Here is a 22,927-nt window from a genome sequence, read left to right as displayed (position 1 = left end):
GGAGGTCACGATGGACCCCGAGTACGACCTGATCGTCGTCGGTGGCGGGCCGGCCGGCTCGACCGCCGCGGCCGCCGTCGCGATGCGCGGACACCGGGTGCTGCTGCTGGAGCGGGAGACCTTCCCGCGGTACCAGATCGGCGAGTCGCTGCTGCCGGCGACCGTGCACGGCCTGTGCGGCATCCTCGGTGTCGCCGACGAGGTCGCCGAGGCCGGGTTCACCCTCAAGCGCGGCGGCACCCTGCGCTGGGGCCGCGACCCGAAGCCGTGGCAGTTCTCCTTCGCCATGACACCCCGGCTGCCCGAGCCCACGGCGACGGCCTTCCAGGTGGAGCGCTCCCGCTTCGACGAGATCCTGCTGCGCAACGCGGCCCGCGTCGGCGCCGAGGTCCGCGAGGGCAGCACGGTGCGCGGGGTCGTCGCCGACGGGGAGCGGGTGCGCGGGGTCGAGTACACCGACGCGGACGGCAACAGCCGTACCGCTCACGGCCGTTACGTCATCGACGCGTCCGGCAACACCAGCCGGATCCACTCCGGCGTGGGCGGACCGCGCGTGTACTCGGACTTCTTCCGCAACCTCGCCGTGTTCGGCTACTTCGCGGGCGGACGCCGGCTCCCCGAACCGAACCGGGGCAACATCTTCTGCGCCGCGTTCGACGCCGGCTGGCTCTGGTACATCCCGCTGCGCGACGACCTGACCAGCGTCGGCGCCGTGATCTCGCCCGAGCACAACCCCTCCGTCCAGCGCGATCCGCGCGCCGCCTGGCAGGACATGATCCGGGCCTGCCCGGAGGTCGCCGAACTGCTCGACGGAGTGCCGGCCGCGACCGAGCCGCCGTACGACCGGGTGCGGGTGCGCAAGGACTGGTCGTACTGGAAGAAGTCCCTGTGGAAGCCCGGTATGGCGCTGGTCGGTGACGCCGCCTGTTTCGTGGACCCGGTGCTGTCGTCCGGGGTCCATCTGGCCACCTACGGCGCCCTGTTGGCGGCCCGCGCGGTGAACTCGGCGCTCGACGGGAGTGTGCCCGAGCAGCGCGGCTTCGCCGAGTTCGAGGCCCGTTACCGGCGCGAGTACGGGGTGTTCTACGAGTTCCTCATCGCCTTCTACGACATGGAACGCAACGACGAGTCGTACTTCTGGTCCGCGAAGAAGGTCACGAAGGTCGACAGCACCGAGGTGGCGGCCTTCGCCGAGCTGGCGGGCGGACTGGTCTCGGGTGACACGGCGGTGCTGGGACCGGAGCGGTTCGGGGACCAGTGGAGTGCCGCGGCGGCCGAACTGGACGGCGCGGTGGGCCGGTTGGCCGCCTCGGGCGACCGGGCCAACCCGCTGCTGTCCACGCGGATCGTCGGTGAGACCTTCCGGACCGGCAACGACCTCCAGGAGCAGGCGCTCTACGGCGGCCCGCTGGACGACACCGCGCCCGCCGCGCCGGGCCGGCTCGTCGCGTCCACCGACGGGCTGGGCTGGGAGCGGCAGCGATGAATGATCGAACCGTTGGTATGTTGACTTTCGGCTGAACGAGCCACAGGATTCCGGGGGTGACCCACACCGAGCGCCCGTCTGCCCGCACCGCCCTCCCCGTCGACCTCGACGAGGCGGCCCACCGCTGTCTCGTCGCCGGGTTCGAAGGCACCACGGCCGTCCCCGACACCCTGAAGCGGCTCATCGACCGCGGGCTCGGCGGGGTCATCCTGTTCACCCGGAACGTGCGCGACGCGGAACAGGTGCGCCGGCTCACCGACACGCTGCGGGCCCTGCGCCCCGATCTGCTCGTCGCCATCGACAACGAGGGCGGCGGCATCGGGCACCTGGTCGCCGCGGGCGCCCCGGAGGTCCCCGGCTCCTACGCCCTCGGAGTCGTCGACGACCCGGACCTCACCGCCCGCTGCGCCGACGCGCTCGCCGGGCACCTGGCCACGCTCGGCATCACCGCCTCCTACGCCCCCGTCGCCGACGTCCAGCGGCAGGCCGACAACCCGATCGTGCGCACGCGTGCCTTCGGCGAGGAGACCGAGCTGGTCTCCCGGCACCTGAGCGCCTGGATCGCGGCCACCGAGGCACGGGGCATCGCGTCCTGCGCCAAGCACTTCCCCGGGCACGGCGGCACGGTCACCGACAGCCACCACGAACTCGCCGTCGACCCGAGGCCGTACGACGAGCTCGACCTCGAACCCTTCCGGGCCGCGATCGCGGCCGGTGTGCCGATGCTGATGAGCGCGCATGTCGTCTTTCCGGCGCTGGACGCGAACCGGCCGGCCACGCTCAGTCGGCGCATCCTGGGGGATCTGCTCCGGCACGAGCTCGAGTTCGACGGGGTGCTGGTCAGCGACGCGCTGGAGATGAAGGCGATCTCCGACCTGTACGGGGAGGCCGCGGGCGCGCGGATCGCCCTCGCGGCCGGGGCGGACCAGGTCATCGTCGCCGTATCCGATCTGGCGGTCACCCTCGAGTGCCGGGACGCGGTGCTGGAGGCGCTGCGGGACGGGGTGCTGGGCGAGGAGCGGGTCCGGGAGGCGGCGGGGCGGGTGCAGCGGCTGGTCTCGCGGTACGCGACGCCGGACGACGAGGTCACTCCGTGGGACGCGGAGGCGGGGCTGGAGGCGGCTCGGAGGGCCGTGCGGGTACCTCCGGTGGGGGTGCGGGGGGCGCATGTCGTGGACCTGTTCCCGGCGCCGCATCCCGCGTTGAACTGGGGTGGGGAGGATTTGCTGACCCAGGTGCTGGCTGTCGATCCGACGGCTACGGGGACGGCGGTGGCCGGGGCGCCGGTTGATCCGGGCGGGGTGGTCGAGGGGATTCTGGCCAAGGCCGGGGGTGCGGCGCTGGTCGTGGCCACGTGTGATGCGGGGCTGTACCCGTGGCAGGCCCGCATGCGGGATGAGCTGCTGGCCCGGAGGCCGGGGGCGGTGCGGGTCGCCACGGGGCTTTCGGAGGACGGTGCGGTGTGTTCTTACGGGCGGGGGAAGGTCAATTTGCGGGCGGTGGCGGAGGTGCTGGTCGGGGCGCGGTGATGTGGCTGCGGGCCGGTGGGGGCTTGTCGCGCCCACGCGGCGGAGCCGCAAATCGATACAGCCCCGCGCCCCTGAAGGGACGCACACCTCACGGAAGTCGTATGAGCTGTTTGATTCCGCGGGCCTTCAGGTAACCCTCGTCCTCCGCTCGTTCCGCCAGTACCACCGCCGGGCGCACCCCCTGCTGCCGCAGCCGCATCCACTCCTCGAAGTACGCCCCGCCCGGGCCCGACATTGAGCGCGTGGACGGTGTGCAGTCCAGGACCAGGGCCGTGTCCCGGGGCTCAAGGGTCAGGGGTCCGGCGCGGAGTTCGGAGATCGTCTCCGCCAATGCCTTCGCTATCGGCTTGGCCCGGCCCTCCGCGTCGAACAGCCCCAGCGTGTACTCCAGTTCCGGGAAGTCCGCCAGGGAGCGGTCCACGTCGTGGGAGCACCACCAGGTCACGCCCCACAGGTCCGCGCAGCCCGATGCGTTGAGGATCGTCTCGCGGGCGAAGTGGGGGGCGTCGGCGGTGGGGATGTGGGGTTCGGGGGCGCCTGTCTCCTGGATCCAGACCGGGCGGCCGGGGGTCTCGGCGTAGGCCTTGGCCAGTTCCGTGCCGTATTCGGCGAGGTGCAGGACCTGGGGGGAGCGGGGGCCGTAGAGGCGGGCGCAGCCGCCGGAGAAGACCCAGGGGTGGACCGTGGTGAGGTCGCCCTTGCGGGCCGAGGCCTCCGGGGTGAAGGGGTGGTCGTCGCCGTACCAGGCCGCGTCGTACGCGGAGTGCGTCACCAGGCCGGACGGGCCCATGCCGTCCCGGGCGGCCGCCAGCAGCGAGTCGAGGTAGTGGTCGACCTCCTCGACCGTCGCCGGGTTGTGCTCGATCAGGTTGTTGAGCTCGTTGCCCAGCTGGAGGCCGATGAGGTTGGGGCGGCTGGACAGGGCGCGGCCGAGGGTGCGCAGCAGGTCGGCCTGGGCGGCGATGGCCTCCGGGTCGGTGAAGACGTTGCGGTGGTGCCAGCTGCGGGTCCACTCCGGGTAGAAGTCGAAGCTCGACAGGTGGCCCTGCACGCCGTCCACCATGACGTCGAGGCCCGCCTCGGCGGCCAGGTCGACCAGCTGCGCCAGCTGGTCCACGGCGGCGGTGCGGATCAGCGTGCGGTTGGGCTGGAGGAGCGGCCAGAGGTGGAAGACCCGGACGTGGTCGAGGCCGAGTCCGGCGATCTGGGCGAGGTCCTCGCGGGTGCGGGCCGGGTCGAAGTCGTGCCAGGCGTGGAACCAGCCGTGGCGGGGCGTGTAGTTGACGCCGAAGCGGAGCGTGGGAATGGGATCCTCCTCGGGTTCGGCCCGGTCCGACCTCGGCCCGGCTCGGGTTCCGCTCTTGTCCTGGGCGAATGTATCAATCACCATAGTCATCGATGGGTAATTATTTGAACCACGATCCGCGAGACCCCGGCGCCCTGGTCATCGGCCTCGACGCCGGAGGCACCCGCACCCGCGCGCTCCTCGCCGCCGCCTCCGCCACCGACGGCCGGGTGCTGGGCGAGGCCGTCGGCGGCCCCGGCAACGCCATGACCGTGCCGATCCCGCAGCTCACCGAGCACCTCGTCGAGGCACTCGCCCAGGTGGTGCCGGAGGCGGCGCGCGCCCGGGTCGTGGCTGTGACCGGCGGTTTCGCGGGCGCCACGGCGGCCTCCGCGGACGACCCCGGCACTGTCAGGGCCCGCGCCGCCCTCACCGAGGCCCTGGGCCGCCTGGGCATCCCGTCCGACCGGGTCGGCATCTGCAGCGACATCGAGGCCGCCTTCGCCGCCGCCCCGGGCACCCCGTCGGACGGCCTCGCGCTGGTCGCGGGCACCGGCGCGGTCGCCATGCGCATCACCGACCGGCACGCCACGACCACGGTCGACGGCGACGGCTGGCTCCTCGGCGACGAGGGCAGCGGCTTCTGGATCGGCCGCAGCGCGGTCCGCGCCGCCCTGCGCATGGCCGACGGCCGCGGCCGCGCCACCGTCCTCGCCGGCTGGGTCGGCCGCACCCTGGGCCTGCCGGTGGACGTCCTGCCCACGGGAAGCATTCCGTCGTACGACAAAGGCGGCACCGCGGGTCCGGTCGGCACCGGCACCCCCGGCACCGGCGTCCCCGGCTGGCCACGCGCCCGGCGTGAGGACTTCCGCCGCCATCTGCTGCCCGCCGTGATGGCCGATCCGCCGATCCGGCTGGCCCGTTTCGCCCCGCTGGTCGCCGAGGCGGCCGCCGAGAAGGACGCCGTGGCCCAGGAGATCATCGGCGAGGCGGCCGACCACCTGCTGGAGACCGTACGGGCGCTGGAACCGCGTCCCGGCGAGCGGATCGTCGCCACGGGCGGCCTGCTCGGACCCGAGGGCCCGCTCACGGCCCCGCTGACCGAGCGGCTCGGCGCCCACGCCCTGAGCCTCGACTGGGTGGCCGACGGCTGCCCCGGCGCGGTCGCTCTCGCACGGCTGGCGCACCTGTCATGAGCGATGCCGTGTACCGCGACCCCACCGCCCCGACCGACGCCCGCGTCCAGGACCTCCTCTCCCGGATGACCCTGCGCGAGAAGGTCGGCCAGCTCAACCAGCGGATGTACGGCTGGGACGCCTACCGCCGCACTCCCGACGGCGACTTCGAACTCACCGAGGTCCTCCACGCCGAGACCGACCGCTTCGAGGGACTCGGCGCCCTCTACGGCCTCCAGCGCGCCGACGCCTGGTCCGGCGTGGCCCACGGGAGCGGGCCCGGCGCCGAGGACGGGGCCGCCCTCGCCGAGCTGGTGCAGCGCCATGTCGTGGGCCGGAGCCGCCTCGGCATCCCCACGCTCTTCGTCGAGGAGGTCCCGCACGGCCTCATGGCCCTCGACGGCACGGTCCTCCCGGTCAACCTCGCCGTCGGCGCCACCTGGGACCCGGACCTGTACGAGCGGGCCGCCGCCCACGCCGCCGCCGAACTGCGCTCCCGCGGCGGTCACATCGCCCTCGTCTCGGCCCTGGACATCGCCCGCGACCCGCGCTGGGGCCGCACGGAGGAGTGCTTCGGCGAGGACCCCCACCTGGCCGCCCGGCTGACGGAGGCGCTGGTCCGGGGAATGCAAGGGGCCCCCTCCGCCGATGGCGTCTTCGCCGCCGACAAGGCCCCCGTCGTCCTCAAGCACTTCGCCGGGCAGGGCGCCACCGTCGGCGGCCGCAACTCCGCCGAGTCCGAGCTGGGATGGCGTGAGCTGCACGAGATCCACCTCCCCGCCGCCCGCGCCGGTGTCCGCGCGGGCGCCGCCGCCGTCATGGCCGCGTACAACGAGGTCGACGGCATGCCCTGCTCCGGCAACAGGGCGCTGCTCACCGGGCTGTTGCGCGAGGACTGGGGCTTCGACGGGCTGGTCATGGCGGACGGTCTCGCCGTCGACCGGCTGGCCCGGATCACCGGCGACAAGGTCTCAGCGGGTGCGCTGGCCCTCAACTCCGGTGTGGATCTGAGCCTTTGGGACGAGGGTTTCACTCACCTGGAGGAGGCGGTCGAGCGCGGTCTGGTGAGCGAGGGAACTCTCGACACCGCCGTCGCCCGGGTCCTGCGCCTCAAGTTCCGGCTGGGGCTGTTCGAGCAGCAGCACGCGACGGCCTCTCCGCCGACCGGTGGCGCGGAGCTCAGCAAGGAAGTCGCCCGGGCCGCGGTCACCCTCCTGCGCAACGACGGCGTGCTGCCCATCGGCGGGAACGTCTCCCGGATCGCCGTACTCGGACCCCAAGCCGCCACCACCGCACACCAGTTGGGCGACTACACGGCCCCGCAGCGCCCCGGCACCGGCGGCAGCGTCCTCGACGCCCTGCGCCGGCTCGCCCCGCCCGGCCTCGACATCCGGCACGCCCCCGGCTGCACCCTCACCGGCACGGACCTCTCCGGCATCCCGGCGGCGATCGCCGAGGCCTCCGGGTCCGACCTCGCCGTGCTGGTGCTCGGCGGCAGCAGCGCCCGTACGCCCGAGACCGAGTTCGACGCCAACGGGGCCGCGCTCAAGGCCGTCTCCGAGATGACCTGCGGGGAAGGTGTCGACCTCGCCGGACTGCGGCTGGGAGCGGCCCAGTACGCGCTCCTTGACGCCGTCGTGGCGACGGGTACACCGACCGCGGTCGTGCTGGTGCAAGGGCGCCCGCATGTCGTCCCTGACACCGCGCCCGCCCTGCTCACCGCCTGGTATCCCGGCCCCTGGGGCGGTGAGGCGATCGCCGAGGTACTGCTCGGGCTCGCGGAACCGGCGGGCCGGCTGCCGGTCTCCGTGCCGCGCTCGGCGGCCCAACTCCCCGTCCACTACAACCACAAGGACACCGAGTACGGCGGCTACGTGGACGAGAGCGCCGAGGCGCGGTACTCCTTCGGGCACGGGCTGTCGTACACGAGCTTCGAGTTCGGCGAGCCACGCCTGACGGGACGCACGGTCGAGGTCGATGTCACGAACACCGGTCAGCGGTACGGGCGTTCGGTCGTCCAGGTCTACCTGCGGCGCCTGATCACCCCCACCTGGCCGCGCACCCTGGAACTGTGCGGGTTCGAGGGTGTCGGCCTGGCGCCGGGCGAGTCCCGCACGGTCGCGACACGACTCGGCGCCGACCAGCTGGCCGGCGCCGACGTCGTCGAGGTCCGGGTCGCCCCGTCGGCACGGGCGGCCCTCACCGCCGTACCGCTGACCCTGGACCTCAGATCTTGACCGCTCCCGCGGACACTCCCTTGTAGAACCAGCGCTGCGTGATCACGAACAGCACCAGTACCGGGATCACGGAGATCACCGAACCGGCCATGACCATCCGCTGGTCGTAGCCGAACGAGGACGACTGGAGCCGTGAAAGGCCCAGCGTCAGCGTCATGTTGCTCTCCGAGCGCAGCACGATCAGCGGCCACAGGAAGTCGTCCCAGGCGCTGATGAACGTGTTGATGACGACCACCATGATCGCGCCCCACGCGGACGGCAGATACAGGTAACGGAAGCGCTGCCACTCGTTCGCGCCGTCGAGCATCGCCGAGTCCTCGATCTCGCGCGGGACCGCGAGGAACGCGCCGCGCATGAGGAGGACGTTGATCGCGCCGACGAAACCGGGCAGCCACACGCCGGCCAGGCTGTCGACCAGGCCCAGGTCGCGGATGCTGATGAACAGCGACACCATGATCGACTCGAACGGGAACATCATCGAGGCGACCAGCACCACCCAGACCGCCTTGCGGCCCTTCCAGGCGGGCTTGGAGAGCATGTAGCCGGCGGTGGTGGAGAAGACCAGCTGGCTGGTGACCGACAGGGCGACCACGATCAGGCTGTTCTTGATGTACGACCACACCGGCACCTGGTCGAAGACCGTGCGGTAGGCGCGCAGGGTCGGGTGGTGCGGCAGCAGGGTGGCGTTCGCGCCGAAGACGTCCTCGCTCGTGCCCTTCAGGGAGGCCAGCAGCTGCCACAGCAGCGGGCCCACGGTGAGGGCGAGCACCAGGAGGAGGAGCAGATAGCGGACGACGAGCTCGCGCGGGCGGCCGTAGTCCCGCCAGCGCGGCATCAGGCGACGGCCCTTGGTCTCGACGACGCTCGTCGTCATGACTCGTCCTCCTTCGTCAGACGCTGCGCCAGCAGGGTCAGCCCCAGCGTCAGCGCGAACAGGGCCACGCTGACGGCCGAGCCGTATCCCGCGTTGCCGGTGATCGGGTCCAGGCCGACGTCCCGGATGTAGAACGGCAGGGTGCGGTCGGCGCCGCCCGGGCCGCCGGTGGAGCTGCCGAGCATGTAGATCTCGGTGAAGACCCTGAGGGAGCCGATGCCGGTGAGGGTGCCGACGAGCATCATGGCCTGCCGGACTCCGGGGATCGTGATGTGCCAGAAGCGGCGCACGGCACCGGCGCCGTCCATCTGCGCGGCCTCGTGCAGTTCCCTGGGCACGTTCCCGAGGGCGGCCAGGTAGAAGACCATGTACCAGCCGAGGCCCTTCCACAGGGTCAGGCCCATCGCGGACAGCAGGATCAGCCAGGAGTCGGAGAGGAAGGGGATGGCCGACCTGATCAGGTGGGCCTTCTCCAGCCAGGTGTTGACCAACCCGTCGTCGGCGAGCAACCACTGCCAACTCAGACCGACGACCACGCTGGACGCCAGCACCGGTGTGTAGAAGGCGGACCGGAAGAAGCCGATGCCGGGGAGGTTCTTCTCCACCAGGACGGCCAGCATCAGCGGCAGCAGCACCATCAGCGGTACGACGATCACCGCGTACAGGATGCTGTTGCGGGTGGCGAGCCAGAAGTCGTCGTCCTGGAGCATCCGCGTGTAGTTGTCGAGTCCGACGAAACCCGCGGTGCCGCCCAGCGGCTTGGCGTTGGTGAACGACAGCAGGACCGTGTTGAGGAACGGGAACACCCCGAAGACGACCGCGCACGCGATCGCGGGGGCGGTCCACAGCCACGGCAGCCACCAACGCCGGTACATGGCCGCTCCGTTGGCCCCGGGAGCGGGACCGGGCAGCGCGGCCCTGGCGAGTCGGCGGAGGCGGGACGGGCCCGGGCCCGGCGTGGGGGTCGGGGACTCCGCCACGCCGGACACCGGCTTCATGGTCTGTGCCGTCACCGTCAGCTGCCCTGCTTCAGCAGCTCGTTCGACTTCTCCTGGGCGTCCTTCACTGCGTCCGCGGCGCTCTTCTTGCCCTGCATGGCCAGCTGCACCTGGGACACGATGGCGTTCTGCACGGCCGGGGAGAGGTTGGTCTGGTTGGTGTCGGCCGTCTTGAGCTGGTCGGCGACGAGCTTACGGGCCTGCGAGAACGGGTCGCTGCCGGTGACGTCCTGGAAGAACGGGTCGTTCAGCGACTCGGTGGTGGTCGGGAAGATCACCACGTTCGGGTCCTTGCACCAGGCCGTCTGGTTCTCGGCGTTGGTGAGGAACTCCGCGAACGCGAGCGCCACCGGGGCGTGCTTGCTGGTCGCGGCGACCGAGATGTACTGCGGGGCGCCGGCGGAGGCGCGGCCGAGGGCGTCGTAGGGCTGCTGGCCGACGGCCGTCTTGTCGTAGACGGACGGGCTGTTCTGCTTCACGAACCGCACGAAGCTCGGGTTCGTCGAGCCGTACGCGACCTTGCCCTGGCTGTAGAGCGTGGACGGGTCGTTGCTGGAGGACAGCGAGTCCTTCGGCATCGCGCCCTCCTTGTACAGCTTCGCCATCCACGCGACCCACTGGGTGGTCCGCGGGTCGTCGCCGAAGACGGCGGACTTGCCGTCGGGGGAGAGGACCTTGATGCCCATCTGGTCGAAGTCGGCGGGGATGCGCCAGATCGGGTTGGCCATCGTCGCGAAGTACTTGCCGTCGGCGGCCTTGGCGACCTTCTCGTAGTCGGCGAAGAGCCCGAAGATGCTGGTCGGCGGCTTGGCCGGGTCGACGCCGGACTTCTCCAGGAGGTCCTTGTTGTACGTCAGGATGACACCGCCGGTGTACCAGGGCAGCGTGGTGTGGATCGACTTGCCGGAGGCGTCCGCGAAGGTGCTGGTCTTCCAGAACGAGGGGACGAAGGGCTTGGCGGCGTCCGGGTCCTTGGTGCCGATGTCCAGCAGGTAGCCGGCCTTGGTGAGGGCGGTCGCCGTCGGCGCGTTGACGTTGATGACGTCGGCCATCGTGCAGGCCTGGGCGTCGGCGACGGTCCGGCTGGTGAAGGTGTTGTCACCGGGGTCGTCGATCCACTTGACCTTGGTGCCGGGGTGGGCCTTCTCGAAGTCGCTGATCACTCCGTTGAAGAAGCTCCCGAAGTCTTTCTTCAGGTTGGTGGTCTGGAAGGTGATGTTGCCCTTGACCTCACCGGTGAGCTTCCCCGACCCGACGTTGCCCTTGTCGACCTTGCAGCCGCCGGCGGTGGCGTCACCGCTGTCGGATCCGCCGCCGGACAGGCCGCAGCCGGCGGCCGTCAGCGACAGAACGGCGATACAGGTCAGGGTGCGGGTCAGTCTCTTTGCGCGCATGTGATGCCCCTCCATGGCTGGTTCAATGAACCAACTCCGACTCCGATTGATGAAAAGGTGGACCAGAATTCATCGGAGGTCAATGGTTTCCCGTGTTGCGTTTAGGTTCCGTACGAGATCAGTGACGGTGTTCGTGGTCCGGGTGCGAGGGGTCGCCGGGGTGTTCATGGCCGTGGGAGTACACGACTCCGCTGCGTGCCTGGTCCAGCCAACCGAAGAAGGCCTGGCGGCCGGCTGCCCGGTGGAGTTCGCGTTCGATGCCCTCGCGGACCTGGTCGTACGGCAGTACGTCGTCGGGGCTCGCCCCGTCGAAGGGGGTGACGCCCCGCCTCAACGCCTCCGGGGTGAGGAAGCGGTCCTGGTTGCGGGCGTAGTAGTCCCGTACGGCGGTCTCCGGGACCGTCTGTTCGGACTCCAGGGCGGCCAGGAGGGTGCGGGCGGCGGGGGAGTGGGCCAACGCTGCCGCGACGATGCTGCCGAGGTCTGCGACGTCGGACTCGGCCAGGGTGAGGGTCTTGGCCGGGGAGACCTCTTCCGGCACCTTCAGACCCCGGTCCGCGCAGGCCCTTCGGGCGAGTTCGTCCGTCACCAGGACTTGAGTGGCCCAGCGGCGGCGTTGTCTCGCGACAGAGGGTGCCTCTGTCTGGCGTCTGGCGGGTGCCGGTTCGTCGTGGCTTGTCGCGCCCCGCGGCGGAGCCGCAGATTGATACAGTCCCGCGCCCCTGAAGGGGCGCCTGTCCAGGAACGAGTCCACCCGTTCTCTTGGCAGTGGTTCGCCGTCTATCAGTGCCGCGTGTTCCGGCGTCACGGAGTCACCTCCAGGGGGATCGTCTTCGTGTACGCCACCTGGCCGTTCCACGCCGCCTTCGCCATCAGCCAGTACGAACCCGGTGGGATCGACGAACCGTCCACCTCGATGACCGCCTCCCGCTGCTCTCCGCCCGGCACCGTGAAGCCCTGCAAGCCCGGCGCCACGCCCCGCCACGTGCCCCAGGACGACACCGCCCACAGCTGCCCGCCGACCGGGCCCCTCGTGGTGTTGTGCAGGCTCACCGGAACCTGAGCCCGCTCACCGCTGCGTACGGTGACCCGGTCGGCGTTCAGCTCGCACGTCAGTCCCGGACCGGCCGGTGGGGAGCCCGGCACGTCGAGGCCGACGACGTCCTCGTAGGTCTGGCCGCCGTACGAGAGGCGGGCCGTGAGCCAGTGGCGGCCGGGCTCGGCGTCCGGTGGCGGGGTCACCGTGACCTCGGCCAGCGAGAAGCCGCCGGGGCCGAGCGCGTACGGCAGTTCGGCCGGCTCGGTGGACCAGCCGGGCGGCACGTCGAAGACCACCGTGCCGTTCGTCGACGTGTCCGTGAGCTCCGAGCCGACCCGGACCGTCGCGGTGACGGGGCCGGTCGCCGTGAGGGCGGTGGGCGAGACGTAGACGGACACCGGCATGTTGCCGCGCGGGGCCGGGCCGGAGTTGTGCAGCCAGTAGCGGGTGTGGACGGGCTGGGCCGGCTCGTGGGCCGCGATGCCGGGGTCGGTCGTCGGCTCGGGTGCCTGTGGGGGCGTGGCCAGGACGGTGGCGACCTCGAAGCCGGTGAGCCCGGTCTCCAGGGCCCCCTCGGCGTCCGGCGTCAGGGACTCGCCGGGCCTCTCCAGTACGTCCGCACGGGCGCCCTCCGTCCACGTGACCGGTCCGCGCACGCGGGCCCGCACCGGGCGGCCGTTCACCTCGTGCACGCGGACCACGACCCCGCGTCCCGGGTCCGCCGGCGCCACACTGCCCCGGGCCAGGGGGGAGCCGAGCGGCTTGAGGGCGTCGAGGAGCACCTCGCGGGCCGGTTCCACCGCCAGGAGGGACAGCTCGCGGGGCAGGAGAGCGGACTCGCCCTCGCCTCGTACCCGGGCCGTGAGCGGGTGGTTGAACTCATGGCCGCGCGCCGGGAGTTGCAGGTCCCGCCAGTCGCCCTCGCCCGCGACGACCGCGTACTCGAAGGTGTGCGACCAGCGTTGGAGCTGGAAGCCCGAGCCGTCCGGTGTCGTGCGGCGGGGCGGGTCTACCCAGATGCCGGACGGCCAGCCGGTGCAGGAGCGCATCAGGGACATGTAGAGGTCGCCGGAGGTGGTGACCACACAGCCGGGCGTGCCCCGGTTCAGGACGGCGAAGCCGCGACCGTCCCAGGCGTCACCGGGCGGGAGTGCCTCGCCGCCGCCCGCCGCCGTGGCCGTGACGGTGAAGTCCTCCAGATCCGCGATCAGCACGTCGACCGCCTTCGCGTCCCCCGAGGGGTCGGCGCCCGCGATCACCAGCAGCGGCAGCCGTTCCAGGTCCCGCAGGTCGGCGCCGGGCACCCATTCCTCGCGCAGGGAGGCCCGGGGTGCGACCCAGACGGCGGCCACGCCCTGCCCGGCGATCTGGCGGCGCAGCTCGCGGCCGGCGGCCGGGTCCATGGCGAGGGCCTCGGCGACCAGGGAGTTGCGGTCGGGGCCGCCGACGGCGATCCGGAGGTCGGGGAGGTTGGAGTCGACTTCGAGGTCGCCGTAGCGGGGGCCGCCGGCGATGGTCGAGGTCGCGGTGACGCCCGCACGGACGAGGGCCGCCGCGAGCGGGGCGCCCAGCTCACCGGCCTCGTCCCAGTCGGCGTACACCAACTCGGCGACGCCGAAGGCCCGTTGGCCGAGCTGGGCCCCGGTGTCGTCCTGGAGCGCGACCCGTGCCGTGGAGCCCAGTGCGAACCAGGTGTTGGCCGGGTTGTCCAGGGTCCACGGGAACTCCTCGCTGTTCACCTCCACGAAGCCGAACCCGCGTCCGATCACCGCGTCCGCGACCTCGTGCACGGGCAGCCCGCCCCGCACGTCCGAGGGCCAGCGGACCCGGATCAGGCGGTCGGCACCGTCGTAGCCGTCGATCGTCGTGGTGATGTCGAGGCGGTCGACGCCCGCCCAAAGGGTCAGCCGCTGGGTGTACTTGAAGAGGCCGAGGTCGGCGCGGACGGTGATGCGGGAGCCGGCCGGGGAATGATCGACATCGATGTCGGCGGTCACGTCCCGGCTGCGGGCGGCGGTCGTGCCGGTCGGGGTGAGGTGCCAGGGGCCCTCGCCGAACCGGGGGTGCCTCGCGAACTCCTCCTGGACGACGAGTTCGTTGCCGATGTCACCGGCGGGCAGGAGTTCCCGGCCGCCCTCCGTGAAGGACCTGAGACTGCTCACGGCACCGCCGCGAGTCGCGTCGACCGTCACCTCGTAGAACTCGTTGCGGATGGTGGTGCCCTCGCCCGAGGTCCACTCGGGGATCGAACCGGCCGCCAGCGGCAGCGCCTTGAGGCCCATGCCGGGCACCTGCGGGACGACGACCCGCAGGGTGCCGTCCTCCTCGCGCACGGCGGGCAGCGGCTGGAAGTCGTCGCCGACGGGGACGAGCCCCGGGTCGTCGACGGTGAGCACGTCCTGGCGTTCCCAGGTCGTGGAGTTGAAGACCACCAGGTCGGGTCCCGTGCCCGGCTCCACCCGGTCGGCCAGCGCCTTCGTCGCGTCGGCGTGCACGGTCTCGGCGAGGTCCGCCAACTCCCGCCAGCCGGTGAGCAGATCGATGTACACCTGGTCCGACTCGGAGCCGGTGATGGCGTCGTGGTGGGCGCCGTAGACGAGTTGCCGCCAGGCCTTGTCGAGGGCCGCGTCCGGGTAGGGGTGCCCGGTGACGAGGGAGGCGAGGGTCGCCCAGGCCTCCGCGTCGGCGAGGAGCGTCTCGCCGTACCGCTGGGCCTGCTTGGTGTCGATGTAGGAGACGTCCTTGCCGGTGTAGACCGGGTTCATGTCCCGCGTCTGCGGTGAGGCCTTGCGGCCCTCGGTCTCCAACTCGGCGCGTACGGCGGCGAAGAAGTCCCGGGGGATGCCGGAGACGAACCGGGGCCAGACGTAACGGGCGTTCCAGTCCCGGTGGATGTCCATCACCCAGCGGCACGGCGGCGCGTAGTCCCCGCCGACCGGGAGCAGCACGTTGCGGGTGAGGGCGACCTGCTTGAGGCCCTTGAACAGCTTGAGGGCCTCGGCCTCCGCCGCGGGCAGCGTCGGCGCGTTGTCGATCCGCCAGCCCGCGCCGTAGTGGTTGACCATGTACGCGGTGAGGATCCCGCGCCCCGAGGGGGCGATCCAGTCGAACTCGGCCGGGAACTGCATCCGCTTGGGGTCCCGCGGCTCCTCGCCGAAGACGGAGAGGGTGGGGCCCCACTGGTGGAAGGGGCCGCGCGCCCACGAGCTGGACGTGACCCCCGCGTCCGCCATCAGCCCCGGGAACTGCGGGTCGTGCCCGAACGCGTCCAGCTGCCAGGCGGTCTCCGGGGACGCCCCGAGGATCGCCCGCTGGTATCCGTCGCCGTACAGGGCGTTGCGTACGGTCGCCTCGGCGCCGGTGAGGTTGGTGTTCGGCTCGTTGTAGGTGCCGCCCATGATCTCGACGCGGCCGGTGCGGATCAGCTCGCGCAGGAAGCCGCGCTCCTCCGGGAAGGCGTTCCAGTACGGCTTGAGGTAGTCGACCTCGGCGAGCACGAAGGTGTACGCCGGGTCGCGCCGGGCCAGGTCGGAGTGGGCCCGGACCAGGCTCATGCCCGACTGGCCGCGCGAGTCGAAGGTGCGGGCGGTGAGGCCGGTGCCGGCCGGGTCGTCGGCCACGTCCCAGGTCTCGGTGTAGGCGCCCTGGGTGTTCCACCAGACGGGGTCGTAGTGGAAGTGGCTGACCATGAACATGGTCCAGCCGGGCTCCGCGACGGTGAACTCGCCGGTCGCGCTCGCGCTCTCGTCCCCGTCGGCCGCGGTGACCGTGATCGGTCCGTCGGTGCCGGTCACGGGTATCTCGGCCCGTACGGTGCCGCCCTCGCCCACGGTGACGACTGTCTCCCCGGTGCCGCGTCCCTCGACGGTGACGCGGACCGAGCGGCCCGGGACGTGCTCGATCTCGGCCGCCACCACCTGGAGCGGTTGCTCGGGTGTACCGACGAACAGCTCGGTCGACTCAACAGAGGTGACGCGCATGGGGCTCCTACGAGATGACTCGGGGGGAGCCCCATCCTGGCACCGAGAGGATGATTCAAACAACCATCTTTACGTCATCTCGGTGGTTCATCCATGCATGATCGGTCACGGTCAACGCGAACGGCGGGCCTTCACCGCGTGCTGCGGGGTGATGTGGTCGGTCAGGGCGAGGGAGGCGCTGGCCCGCTGGTAGGCGACCTGGCCGACCCGGACGTAGAGGCAGTCGACGATCATCAGGACGGAGTGCCGGCCGCCGATGCTGCCGGTGCGGAAGCTGGTCTCCGAGGTGGCGGAGATGAGCCGGATGTCGGCGGCCTTGGCCAGCGGGGAGCGCGGGTCGGTGGTGATGGCGATGGTGGTCGCGCCCCGCTCCTTGGCCATCTCGAAGGGTTCGAGGGTCTCGCGGGTGGCGCCCGAGTGGGAGATGCCTATGGCCACGTCGGCCGGGGTGAGCAGGGCCGCGGAGGTGGCGGCGCCGTGCACCTCGGTCCAGCCGCGCACCTGGCAGCCGATACGGAACAGCCGGGTCTCGGTCTCCTGGGCGACCGCTCCGCTGCCGCCGACGCCGTACACATCGATCCGGCGGGCCTTGGCCAGTGCCTGGGCCGCGCGCTCCAGGGCGTCGAGGTCGATGCGCTCGATGGTCTGCTGGATCGCCCGCAGATCCGCGCTGCCGACCACCTGGACGACCCGCTCCAGGCTGTCGTCCGGGGAGATGTCGGGACCGATCTCGGCCGAACCCCAGTCGGAGACCTCGCCGCGACCGCGTTCCTGGGCCAGTTCGATCAGCAGATGCTGATAGGAGTCGAGCCCGATGGCCCGGCAGAAACGGGTCACCGTGGCCTGCGAGGTTCCGGTGCGGCGGCCCAGCTCGGCGGCGGAGCAGTGGGTGACGGCGGCCGGATCCTCCAGGATCAGCTCGCCGACCTTCCGCAGGGAACCGGCCAGCCGGGGCAGCTCGGTGCGGATCAGTGTGGTGACGTCGGTCGGAGGCATGGAAAGAAGGTATCAGCCACCCTTAGGGCCACTGATTGAATACCAGGACCGCACTGTGATTTATTGATTCATCGATGGGTGATTGTATGGTGGTTCAATCCATCAGTGGGGAGTGTCGCGTGTCCGTCGAGTCAGTCAGCGCCCAGGGCTTCGCCGAACAGAGCCTGGACGTCCTCCGTCACGTCACCGAGTCCGCCCGCGAGGACGTGCGCCGCGCCGCCGAGTTGATCGCCGACTGCATCCGCGCCGACGGTGTGATCCACGCCTTCGGCACCGGCCACTCCCAGGCGATGGTCCTGGAGGTCGCCGGCCGCGCGGGCGGGCTCGTGCCCACGAACCGCCTCCAGATCTCCGACCTCGTCCTTTACGGCGGTGACGCACCGAGCGTCCTCGACGACCCGCTGCTGGAACGGCAGCCGGGGGTGGCCGTCCGTCTCTACGACCTCGCCGCCCCGCAGACCCAGGACCTGTTCGTCATCATCTCCAACTCCGGTGTCAACAACGTCATCGTGGAGATGGCGCTGCATGCCAAGGCGCAGGGGCACCGGGTTCTCGCGATCACGTCTCTCACCCACACGTCGGCTGTGCCGGCCGGGCACACGAGCGGGAAGAAGCTCGTGGACCTGGCGGATGTGGTGCTGGACAACGCGGCGCCGGTCGGGGACGCGTTGGTGTCGTTGCCGGGGGGTGGGGCGGTGGGGGCTTTGTCCACTCTGACCGGGGTGATGCTGGTGCAGATGGTGGTGGCCGAGGCTTCGGGGTTGCTGCTTGCTGCAGGTCAGCGGCCGCCGGTTTACGTGTCGGCCAACGTGCCTGGTGGTTTTGAGGGCAACTTGGAGTTGGAGAAGAAGTACGCGGGGCGGGTTCGGCGTACGGCCACGTAAGGGTTTCTGGGGTGTCGCGGGGAGCTGCGGGCCGGTGGGGGCTGGTCGCGCAGTTCCCCGCGCCCCTGGGTGGGTTGCTCCTCCCTCAGTTGACAGGTACCGGAGTCAGGGCGACCGCCAGTGGATAGGCGCCGGTTGTGTAGGGCTTACCGGTGTTGCTTGTGCTGGTGTCCACCGGGACCAGGGTGTTGCCGTCGGCCGTCGTGACGTACGCCGTGCTGCCGTTCCAGTCCAGGGATACGTCGAAGGCGGACTTGCCGACCTTCACCTGAGTGCCCGGGGCGCCCGTGACCGTGTCCACCGGTGTGATCGTGTCGCCGTTGCTGGGGCTCACCCACAGGGTTCGGCCGTCCGGTGACAGGCCGAGGCCGTAGGCCTGGCCGGAGACCAGGAGCGTCGGTTCGGTGTCGTTGGTCGTCGTGTCGATCGGGGTCACCGTCGAGCCGCCGGAGTTGGAGACGTAGACCGTCTTTCCGTCGGGGGCGGCCACCACGTTGAAGGGGCTGGGGCCGACCGGGATCGCCGGGCCGGCCTTGCCGGTGGTGAGGTCGACGGGGCTGACCGTGTTGTCGTGGATGTCGGCCACGTACAGGGTTCTGCCGTCGGGCGTGATCGCCATGTTCTCGGGGCCGGAGCCGACGGGGACCGGTGTGCCGGTCTTCAGCGTGGCCGTGTCGATCGACTGCACAGTGCCGTCGGTGTAGTTGGCCACCCAGAGCGTGTCACCGTCAGGGGTGAGCGCGAGGCCGGCCGGGACCTTGCCGACGGCGACCGTGGCGGTGACCTTGCCGCTCGCCACGTCGATCACGCTGACCGAGTTCGAGCCCTGGTTGGCCGCGTACGCGGTACGGCCGTCCGCGCTCACCACGACCTCGCCGGGGTTGTTCCCGACGGCGATGTCCGTCGTCGTGTCCGTGGACAGGTCGATCGAACTCACCGACGCGCCACTGAAGTTGGCTGTCAGGGCGCGAGGTGTGCCGGTACCGTCGGTGACCTGGACCGGGAGGGCGCGGCTGAGGATGCCGGTGCCCTCGGCGACGACCGAGTGCACGCCCTCCGCCTTGCCGATGAGGGTGATGGTGACCTTCGCGTCCGGGGTCGTGGCCGTGCCCTCGGAGGGGGTGGCGGTGACGCCCTCGGGTACGTCGAGTCTCCAACTGACCGTCCTGGCCTGTGCGTCGGACAGGTCCAGGGTGACCGTCGCGGAGGCTCCGGGCTTCAGGGACAGCGAGCTGGGGGAGAAGGACGCGTCGACACCGGGGTCGGGGGCGTTCTCCAGCATCGTCGTGTAGAGGAACTGGTCCATCACGCCCGGCGAGACCTGCTGCGGGATCGCGTCCAACTCCTTGCGGTCCTGGCGGAGTTGGGCCCAGTACGTCGAGACCGCGTCCGCGTCACCGGCCTTGTGCGCCAGCAGCAGCTTCACGGCCGTCTCGCCCGCGCTGCCGTAGCGGCCGAGCTTGTCGAGCCAGGCGGAGGTCTCGTCCAGGAACCCCGGGTTGTCGAGACGGGCGCGCAACTGGGCGGGCGTGGCCGCCATGTCGGCGAAGTAGTCCGTGAGCGCTTCCGCTGCCTGATCGAGCCCGCTGTCCTGCTCGTAGGCCTCACGGAAGGCGGCGATCAGCTTGGTGAGGGTCGGCGACTCGGTGGCGTCGAGCTGGGAGGAGTAGTTGTTCTCGGCGAAGATCCGCAGCCACTTGGCGGCGCCGGTCCCCTCACCGGCCAGATCGCGGACCGAGGCGAGGAACGCCTTGCGCGGGTCGTAGGTGTTCGGGTTCCACAGGTAGTCGGCCGAGGTGAACAGGGCGATCCGGCTCGCCTCGCCCTGGATCATCGGGTTGGCGGTCACGCCCGTCGCCTCCGAGGCGACCGCGGGTTCACGGCCCGTGTAGGGGCCGAGCAGGAGGCGGCTGGTGACGTAGTCGTTGACCGGGTAGTTGTCCCAGACCAGGATCGGGTGCCCGTAGACCTCGCGGGCCTGCTTCACCTGCTCGGCGGTGATGGTGGGCGCGATGACGCCGACGCCGGTCCACTCGACGACCACGGACGGGTCGAGCTGCTCCCGCAGGGCCTTCTTGTACGGGGAGTCGGCGAGGTCGGAGTACTCGGTGGGGACCATCTCCAGGGGTTCGAGGCCCGTGTGGTTCGCGGAGAACTGCTTCCAGGCGGTGTTGAGGAGATGGGCCTGTGCGGCCCCGGCCGCGCCGCCGCCCGAGCCGAACTCCTGCTCGTCCGCGGGGCAGTTCCACTTCGTGTAGCTGATGTCGTCCAGGGGTATCGCGAAGGAGCGGACGCCGATGGCGTACAGCGAGTCGAACTTGGCGGTGAGCGCCTTGACGTCGGCGTCGGAGGAGTAGCAGACCGACAGTCCGGGGGAGAGGGCGTAGGTGAAGCGGACGTGGTCGGCGGTCGCCCGGTCGACCAGTTCCTTCAACTGGGCGAGCTCCGCGGGCGGGTACTCGTCGCGCCAGCGGGCCCGCAGATAGTCGTCGTCCTTGGGGGAGTAGACGTAGACGTTCTGCTTGGTACGGCCGTAGAAGTCGAGTTGGGCGAGCCGCTCGGCGTGCGTCCAGGGGGTGCCGTAGAAGCCCTCGATGACCCCGCGCAGGGCGGCGGTGGGCCAGTCGCGGACCTTGACGACGGGCAACTCATGTCGGTCGGCGAGGAGTTGGCGCAGGGTCTGGGCCGCGTAGAAGGTGCCGGTGGTGTCGACGCCGGACAGGGCGAGAAGGGCCCGGCCGTGGCTGCGCCCGGAGGCCAGGACGTAGCCGCCGGAGGCGAGGCCGGTCGGGGAGCCGGCCTGGAGCTGGTTCAGCGCCCGGGCGGTGGCGCTGTTCTCGCCGGGGCCGCCGAGATAGACGGTCAGGGCGGCAGCGGGCGGGCGGTCGCCCGCGTCGACCGTGGTGATGCGGTCGGCTCCGGTGGCCTTGAGAGCCGCCTCGACGACCCGTCGGGCGGAGGGATCGGTGCCGGGGCCGACCACCTCCACGACCCGGTCGGGGACGGGGAGTTGGCCGCGTCCGACACTCATGCTCTGCGGAGTCGGCCAGACCTGGGGCGCGGACTGCCGGGGCGCGGCCGCGGCGGGGGCCGCCGGAGCCGCGAGGCCGAGGGCCAGAAGCAGGGCGGCGGCCGTACGTCTGAAGTTGATGAATGAATCCACCCTGGAAGGCTAGAGATGTTGAATGAAGCATTCAATGGGGCGAAGGTTCAAAGAACCTTCCGGTGCACGAGGGCGGACATGCAGAGCACGCCCGGCAACAGGGGGAGCCACACCGTCAGCACGCGGTAGCCGATGAGGGCCGCCGTGCCGAGGCTCACCGGGACGCCGTAGACGGCCAGGGTGAACACCATGGCCGCGTCGATCGGGCCGATGCCGCCGGGTGCGGGCACCGAGCCGACCGCGGTGCTCGCGGCGAGATACGCGAATGCGACCTGCGCCCAGGACAGCGTCATGCCCAGCGAGGCGCCCACCGCGTGGATCACGCTCGCCTGGAGCAGGGGCGCGGCGGCCGCGCCGCCCCACAGGGCGAGGACCCGGCTCGGCATGGTGTGCAGTCGGCGGGCGTCCGTCAGGGCGGTGCGCACGAACCTGGCCGCGGGGCGCCGTAGCGGCCGTACGACGGTCAACAACAGGAGTGTGACGCCGAGTCCGAGCCCCGCGGCCACCGCGGGCAGGAACAGCATGCGGCCGTCCGGGACGAGATCACCGAGCCGCAGCAGACCGGGCAGGGTGACCAGGAAACCGAGCAGCACCAGCGTCTTGGCGATCGGCCTGACCAGTGCGTAGAGGGCGAGCGAGGCGGTGGCCCGGGCCAGCGGGATGCCCTGGCCCTGGAGGAAGCGCAGGGTGACGGCGTGGGCGCCGAGACTGGCCGGCAGGACGTGGTTGGCGGCACCCGCGGCGAACTGCGAGGCGACCAGGAGCCCCGGTGGCAGCCGCTCGGGCAGCGCGCCCTGCCGTACGACGGAGGCGGAGATCCAGCCCAGACAGGTGTAGAAGAGCCCGACGAGCAGCCACCCCGGATCGGCCGTGGCCAGCCGTGCGGTGCCGTCGTACAGCGCACGCCAGTCCAGGACCGCCCACACGCCGATCAGCAGGAGCGGGAGCAGGGTGAGCAGACGGCGGGCCGGGCGGCCCATACGGGTCAGGAAGCGGGGTGCGCCGCCCGACGGTGGGAGATCGGTGGCGATGGCACACGGCGCCGGGGCGGGGAGGGACCCGGCGGAGACGGCGGCGGGGGCGGGGAGCGGGCCGGTGGGGCCGTCCAGCGGAAGCAGGGACACGATGCACGTCGTCCTTTCGCGTCATGCCCCGTGCGGACACGGGGCATGACGGAGGCAAGGCGATGCAGAGGGGACGAGGGAAACGTTCCCGCTCGGTGTGACGTTCAAATGTCCGGCAGCCGAAGGAGCGCGGGCGGGTGGGCGACACGGGGTGGGTCGGCGGTGCGGAAACGGGTCGCACCGGCACCCGCGTCGGAGTGCCGGGGCGACCCGTGGCCTGGTCAGCCCTGGCTGCAGTAGTCGACCCAGCGGTGCGAGGAGATGTTGTTGTTGACGCTCTGCCCGAACTCCTCCAGGCCGGCGCCGTAGGTGAAGCGGTAGTTGCCGGTGGTGGTGTCCCACCAGCGGTCGCCCTGGCTGATGCAGGCGTGGGCGCCGCCGGCGTTGGGGGCCGTGTACAGGTCGACGGCGTCGAAGCCGCCCGCGTAGCCGTTGTTCCAGATGTCGGAGGTCAGGTTGCGGCAGCTGCCCCAGTCGTTGGAGTTGCCCGACCACTTGCACTCACGGCCACCGCCGTACGGCTGCGTGTACACGTGGAGGTAGCCGTCCGCGGAGGCCAGCTGGGCCGACTTGGTGCCCTGGGAGCCCGACTCCGCGGCGCCGGCGCCGGTGACCGGTGAGACGAGCACGGTGATGGCCGCGGCGGAGGCGGCGAGGGTGAGGACACGCTTGATGGACATGGGGTTCCTTCGTTTCGTGAGGGGTGGGTGACGGGTGGTGCGACCACGGTGGGTGCCGTGGTGGTCTGTGGGGCCGCGGGTGG

At 71.3% G+C, this 22,927-nt stretch carries 15 protein-coding genes; 5 read left to right on the top strand and 10 right to left on the bottom strand.

The features are described 5' to 3' along the window. The first annotated feature begins 10 nt into the window (after positions 1-10). Both AB0D34_RS06420 and AB0D34_RS06415 read left to right on the top strand, forming a co-directional pair. Complete coding sequence (locus AB0D34_RS06420) at positions 11-1,486, top strand: tryptophan 7-halogenase (protein WP_362657334.1); 1,476 nt, start codon at positions 11-13, stop codon at positions 1,484-1,486. A gap of 56 nt (positions 1,487-1,542) precedes the next feature. After that, on the top strand, positions 1,543-3,015 hold the full coding sequence (locus AB0D34_RS06415) for a glycoside hydrolase family 3 N-terminal domain-containing protein (RefSeq protein ID WP_362657331.1): 1,473 nt from the start codon (positions 1,543-1,545) through the stop codon (positions 3,013-3,015). A gap of 88 nt (positions 3,016-3,103) precedes the next feature. Here the strand turns inward: AB0D34_RS06415 and AB0D34_RS06410 are convergent, their stop codons facing one another. After that, positions 3,104-4,405, bottom strand: coding sequence for a glycosyl hydrolase (locus AB0D34_RS06410; protein WP_362657834.1), 1,302 nt, complete (start codon positions 4,403-4,405; stop codon positions 3,104-3,106). A gap of 8 nt (positions 4,406-4,413) precedes the next feature. Between AB0D34_RS06410 and AB0D34_RS06405 the strand changes: the two genes are divergently transcribed. Both AB0D34_RS06405 and AB0D34_RS06400 read left to right on the top strand, forming a co-directional pair. Further along, positions 4,414-5,496, top strand: a complete 1,083-nt coding sequence (locus AB0D34_RS06405) for a BadF/BadG/BcrA/BcrD ATPase family protein (protein WP_362657328.1) — start codon at positions 4,414-4,416, stop codon at positions 5,494-5,496. After that, the gene (locus AB0D34_RS06400; RefSeq protein WP_362657325.1) at positions 5,493-7,712 is read left to right on the top strand and encodes a glycoside hydrolase family 3 N-terminal domain-containing protein; all 2,220 of its coding nucleotides are present in this window, start codon (positions 5,493-5,495) and stop codon (positions 7,710-7,712) included. Before AB0D34_RS06405 ends, AB0D34_RS06400 begins: the two co-directional genes overlap by 4 nt. Here AB0D34_RS06400 and AB0D34_RS06395 read toward each other — a convergent pair. From AB0D34_RS06395 to AB0D34_RS06370, 6 genes are all read right to left on the bottom strand, one after another. Continuing rightward, positions 7,702-8,586, bottom strand: a complete 885-nt coding sequence (locus AB0D34_RS06395; protein WP_362657322.1) for a carbohydrate ABC transporter permease — start codon at positions 8,584-8,586, stop codon at positions 7,702-7,704. The two genes, AB0D34_RS06400 and AB0D34_RS06395, sit on opposite strands and share 11 nt — an antisense overlap. Further along, the gene (locus AB0D34_RS06390; protein ID WP_362657831.1) at positions 8,583-9,584 is read right to left on the bottom strand and encodes a sugar ABC transporter permease; all 1,002 of its coding nucleotides are present in this window, start codon (positions 9,582-9,584) and stop codon (positions 8,583-8,585) included. Before AB0D34_RS06390 ends, AB0D34_RS06395 begins: the two co-directional genes overlap by 4 nt. Before the next feature lie 17 nt (positions 9,585-9,601). Beyond that, the gene (locus AB0D34_RS06385; RefSeq protein WP_362657319.1) at positions 9,602-10,978 is read right to left on the bottom strand and encodes an extracellular solute-binding protein; all 1,377 of its coding nucleotides are present in this window, start codon (positions 10,976-10,978) and stop codon (positions 9,602-9,604) included. A gap of 118 nt (positions 10,979-11,096) precedes the next feature. Beyond that, positions 11,097-11,786 carry a peptidyl-prolyl cis-trans isomerase gene (locus AB0D34_RS06380; RefSeq protein WP_362657316.1) on the bottom strand — a complete coding sequence of 230 codons (690 nt, stop codon included), beginning with the start codon at positions 11,784-11,786 and terminating at the stop codon, positions 11,097-11,099. Further along, on the bottom strand, positions 11,783-15,997 hold the full coding sequence (locus AB0D34_RS06375; protein ID WP_362657313.1) for an NEW3 domain-containing protein: 4,215 nt from the start codon (positions 15,995-15,997) through the stop codon (positions 11,783-11,785). Before AB0D34_RS06375 ends, AB0D34_RS06380 begins: the two co-directional genes overlap by 4 nt. A 111-nt stretch (positions 15,998-16,108) precedes the next feature. Then, positions 16,109-16,993 carry a MurR/RpiR family transcriptional regulator gene (locus AB0D34_RS06370; RefSeq protein ID WP_328779795.1) on the bottom strand — a complete coding sequence of 295 codons (885 nt, stop codon included), beginning with the start codon at positions 16,991-16,993 and terminating at the stop codon, positions 16,109-16,111. 119 nt (positions 16,994-17,112) lie between these two features. Here AB0D34_RS06370 and AB0D34_RS06365 point away from each other — a divergent pair, with 119 nt between their 5' ends. Beyond that, positions 17,113-17,877 carry an SIS domain-containing protein gene (locus AB0D34_RS06365; RefSeq protein WP_362657309.1) on the top strand — a complete coding sequence of 255 codons (765 nt, stop codon included), beginning with the start codon at positions 17,113-17,115 and terminating at the stop codon, positions 17,875-17,877. A gap of 85 nt (positions 17,878-17,962) precedes the next feature. Here the strand turns inward: AB0D34_RS06365 and AB0D34_RS06360 are convergent, their stop codons facing one another. The 3 genes from AB0D34_RS06360 to AB0D34_RS06350 all read right to left on the bottom strand — a co-directional run bounded on the left by AB0D34_RS06360 (position 17,963) and on the right by AB0D34_RS06350 (position 22,844). After that, positions 17,963-21,040: a beta-N-acetylglucosaminidase domain-containing protein gene (locus AB0D34_RS06360; protein ID WP_362657306.1), complete on the bottom strand. Its 3,078-nt coding sequence runs from the start codon at positions 21,038-21,040 to the stop codon at positions 17,963-17,965. Between the two features lie 47 nt (positions 21,041-21,087). Then, positions 21,088-22,164, bottom strand: coding sequence for a lysylphosphatidylglycerol synthase transmembrane domain-containing protein (locus tag AB0D34_RS06355; protein ID WP_362657303.1), 1,077 nt, complete (start codon positions 22,162-22,164; stop codon positions 21,088-21,090). Positions 22,165-22,385: 221 nt separating this feature from the next. Next, the gene (locus AB0D34_RS06350) at positions 22,386-22,844 is read right to left on the bottom strand and encodes a hypothetical protein (protein ID WP_362657300.1); all 459 of its coding nucleotides are present in this window, start codon (positions 22,842-22,844) and stop codon (positions 22,386-22,388) included. Positions 22,845-22,927: the final 83 nt, after the last annotated feature.

Source organism: Streptomyces sp. NPDC048420 (assembly GCF_040651535.1).
GTDB lineage: Bacteria > Actinomycetota > Actinomycetes > Streptomycetales > Streptomycetaceae > Streptomyces.
Note: the sequence above shows the minus strand (reverse complement) of the source record. Positions and strands in the feature narration are given on the sequence as shown.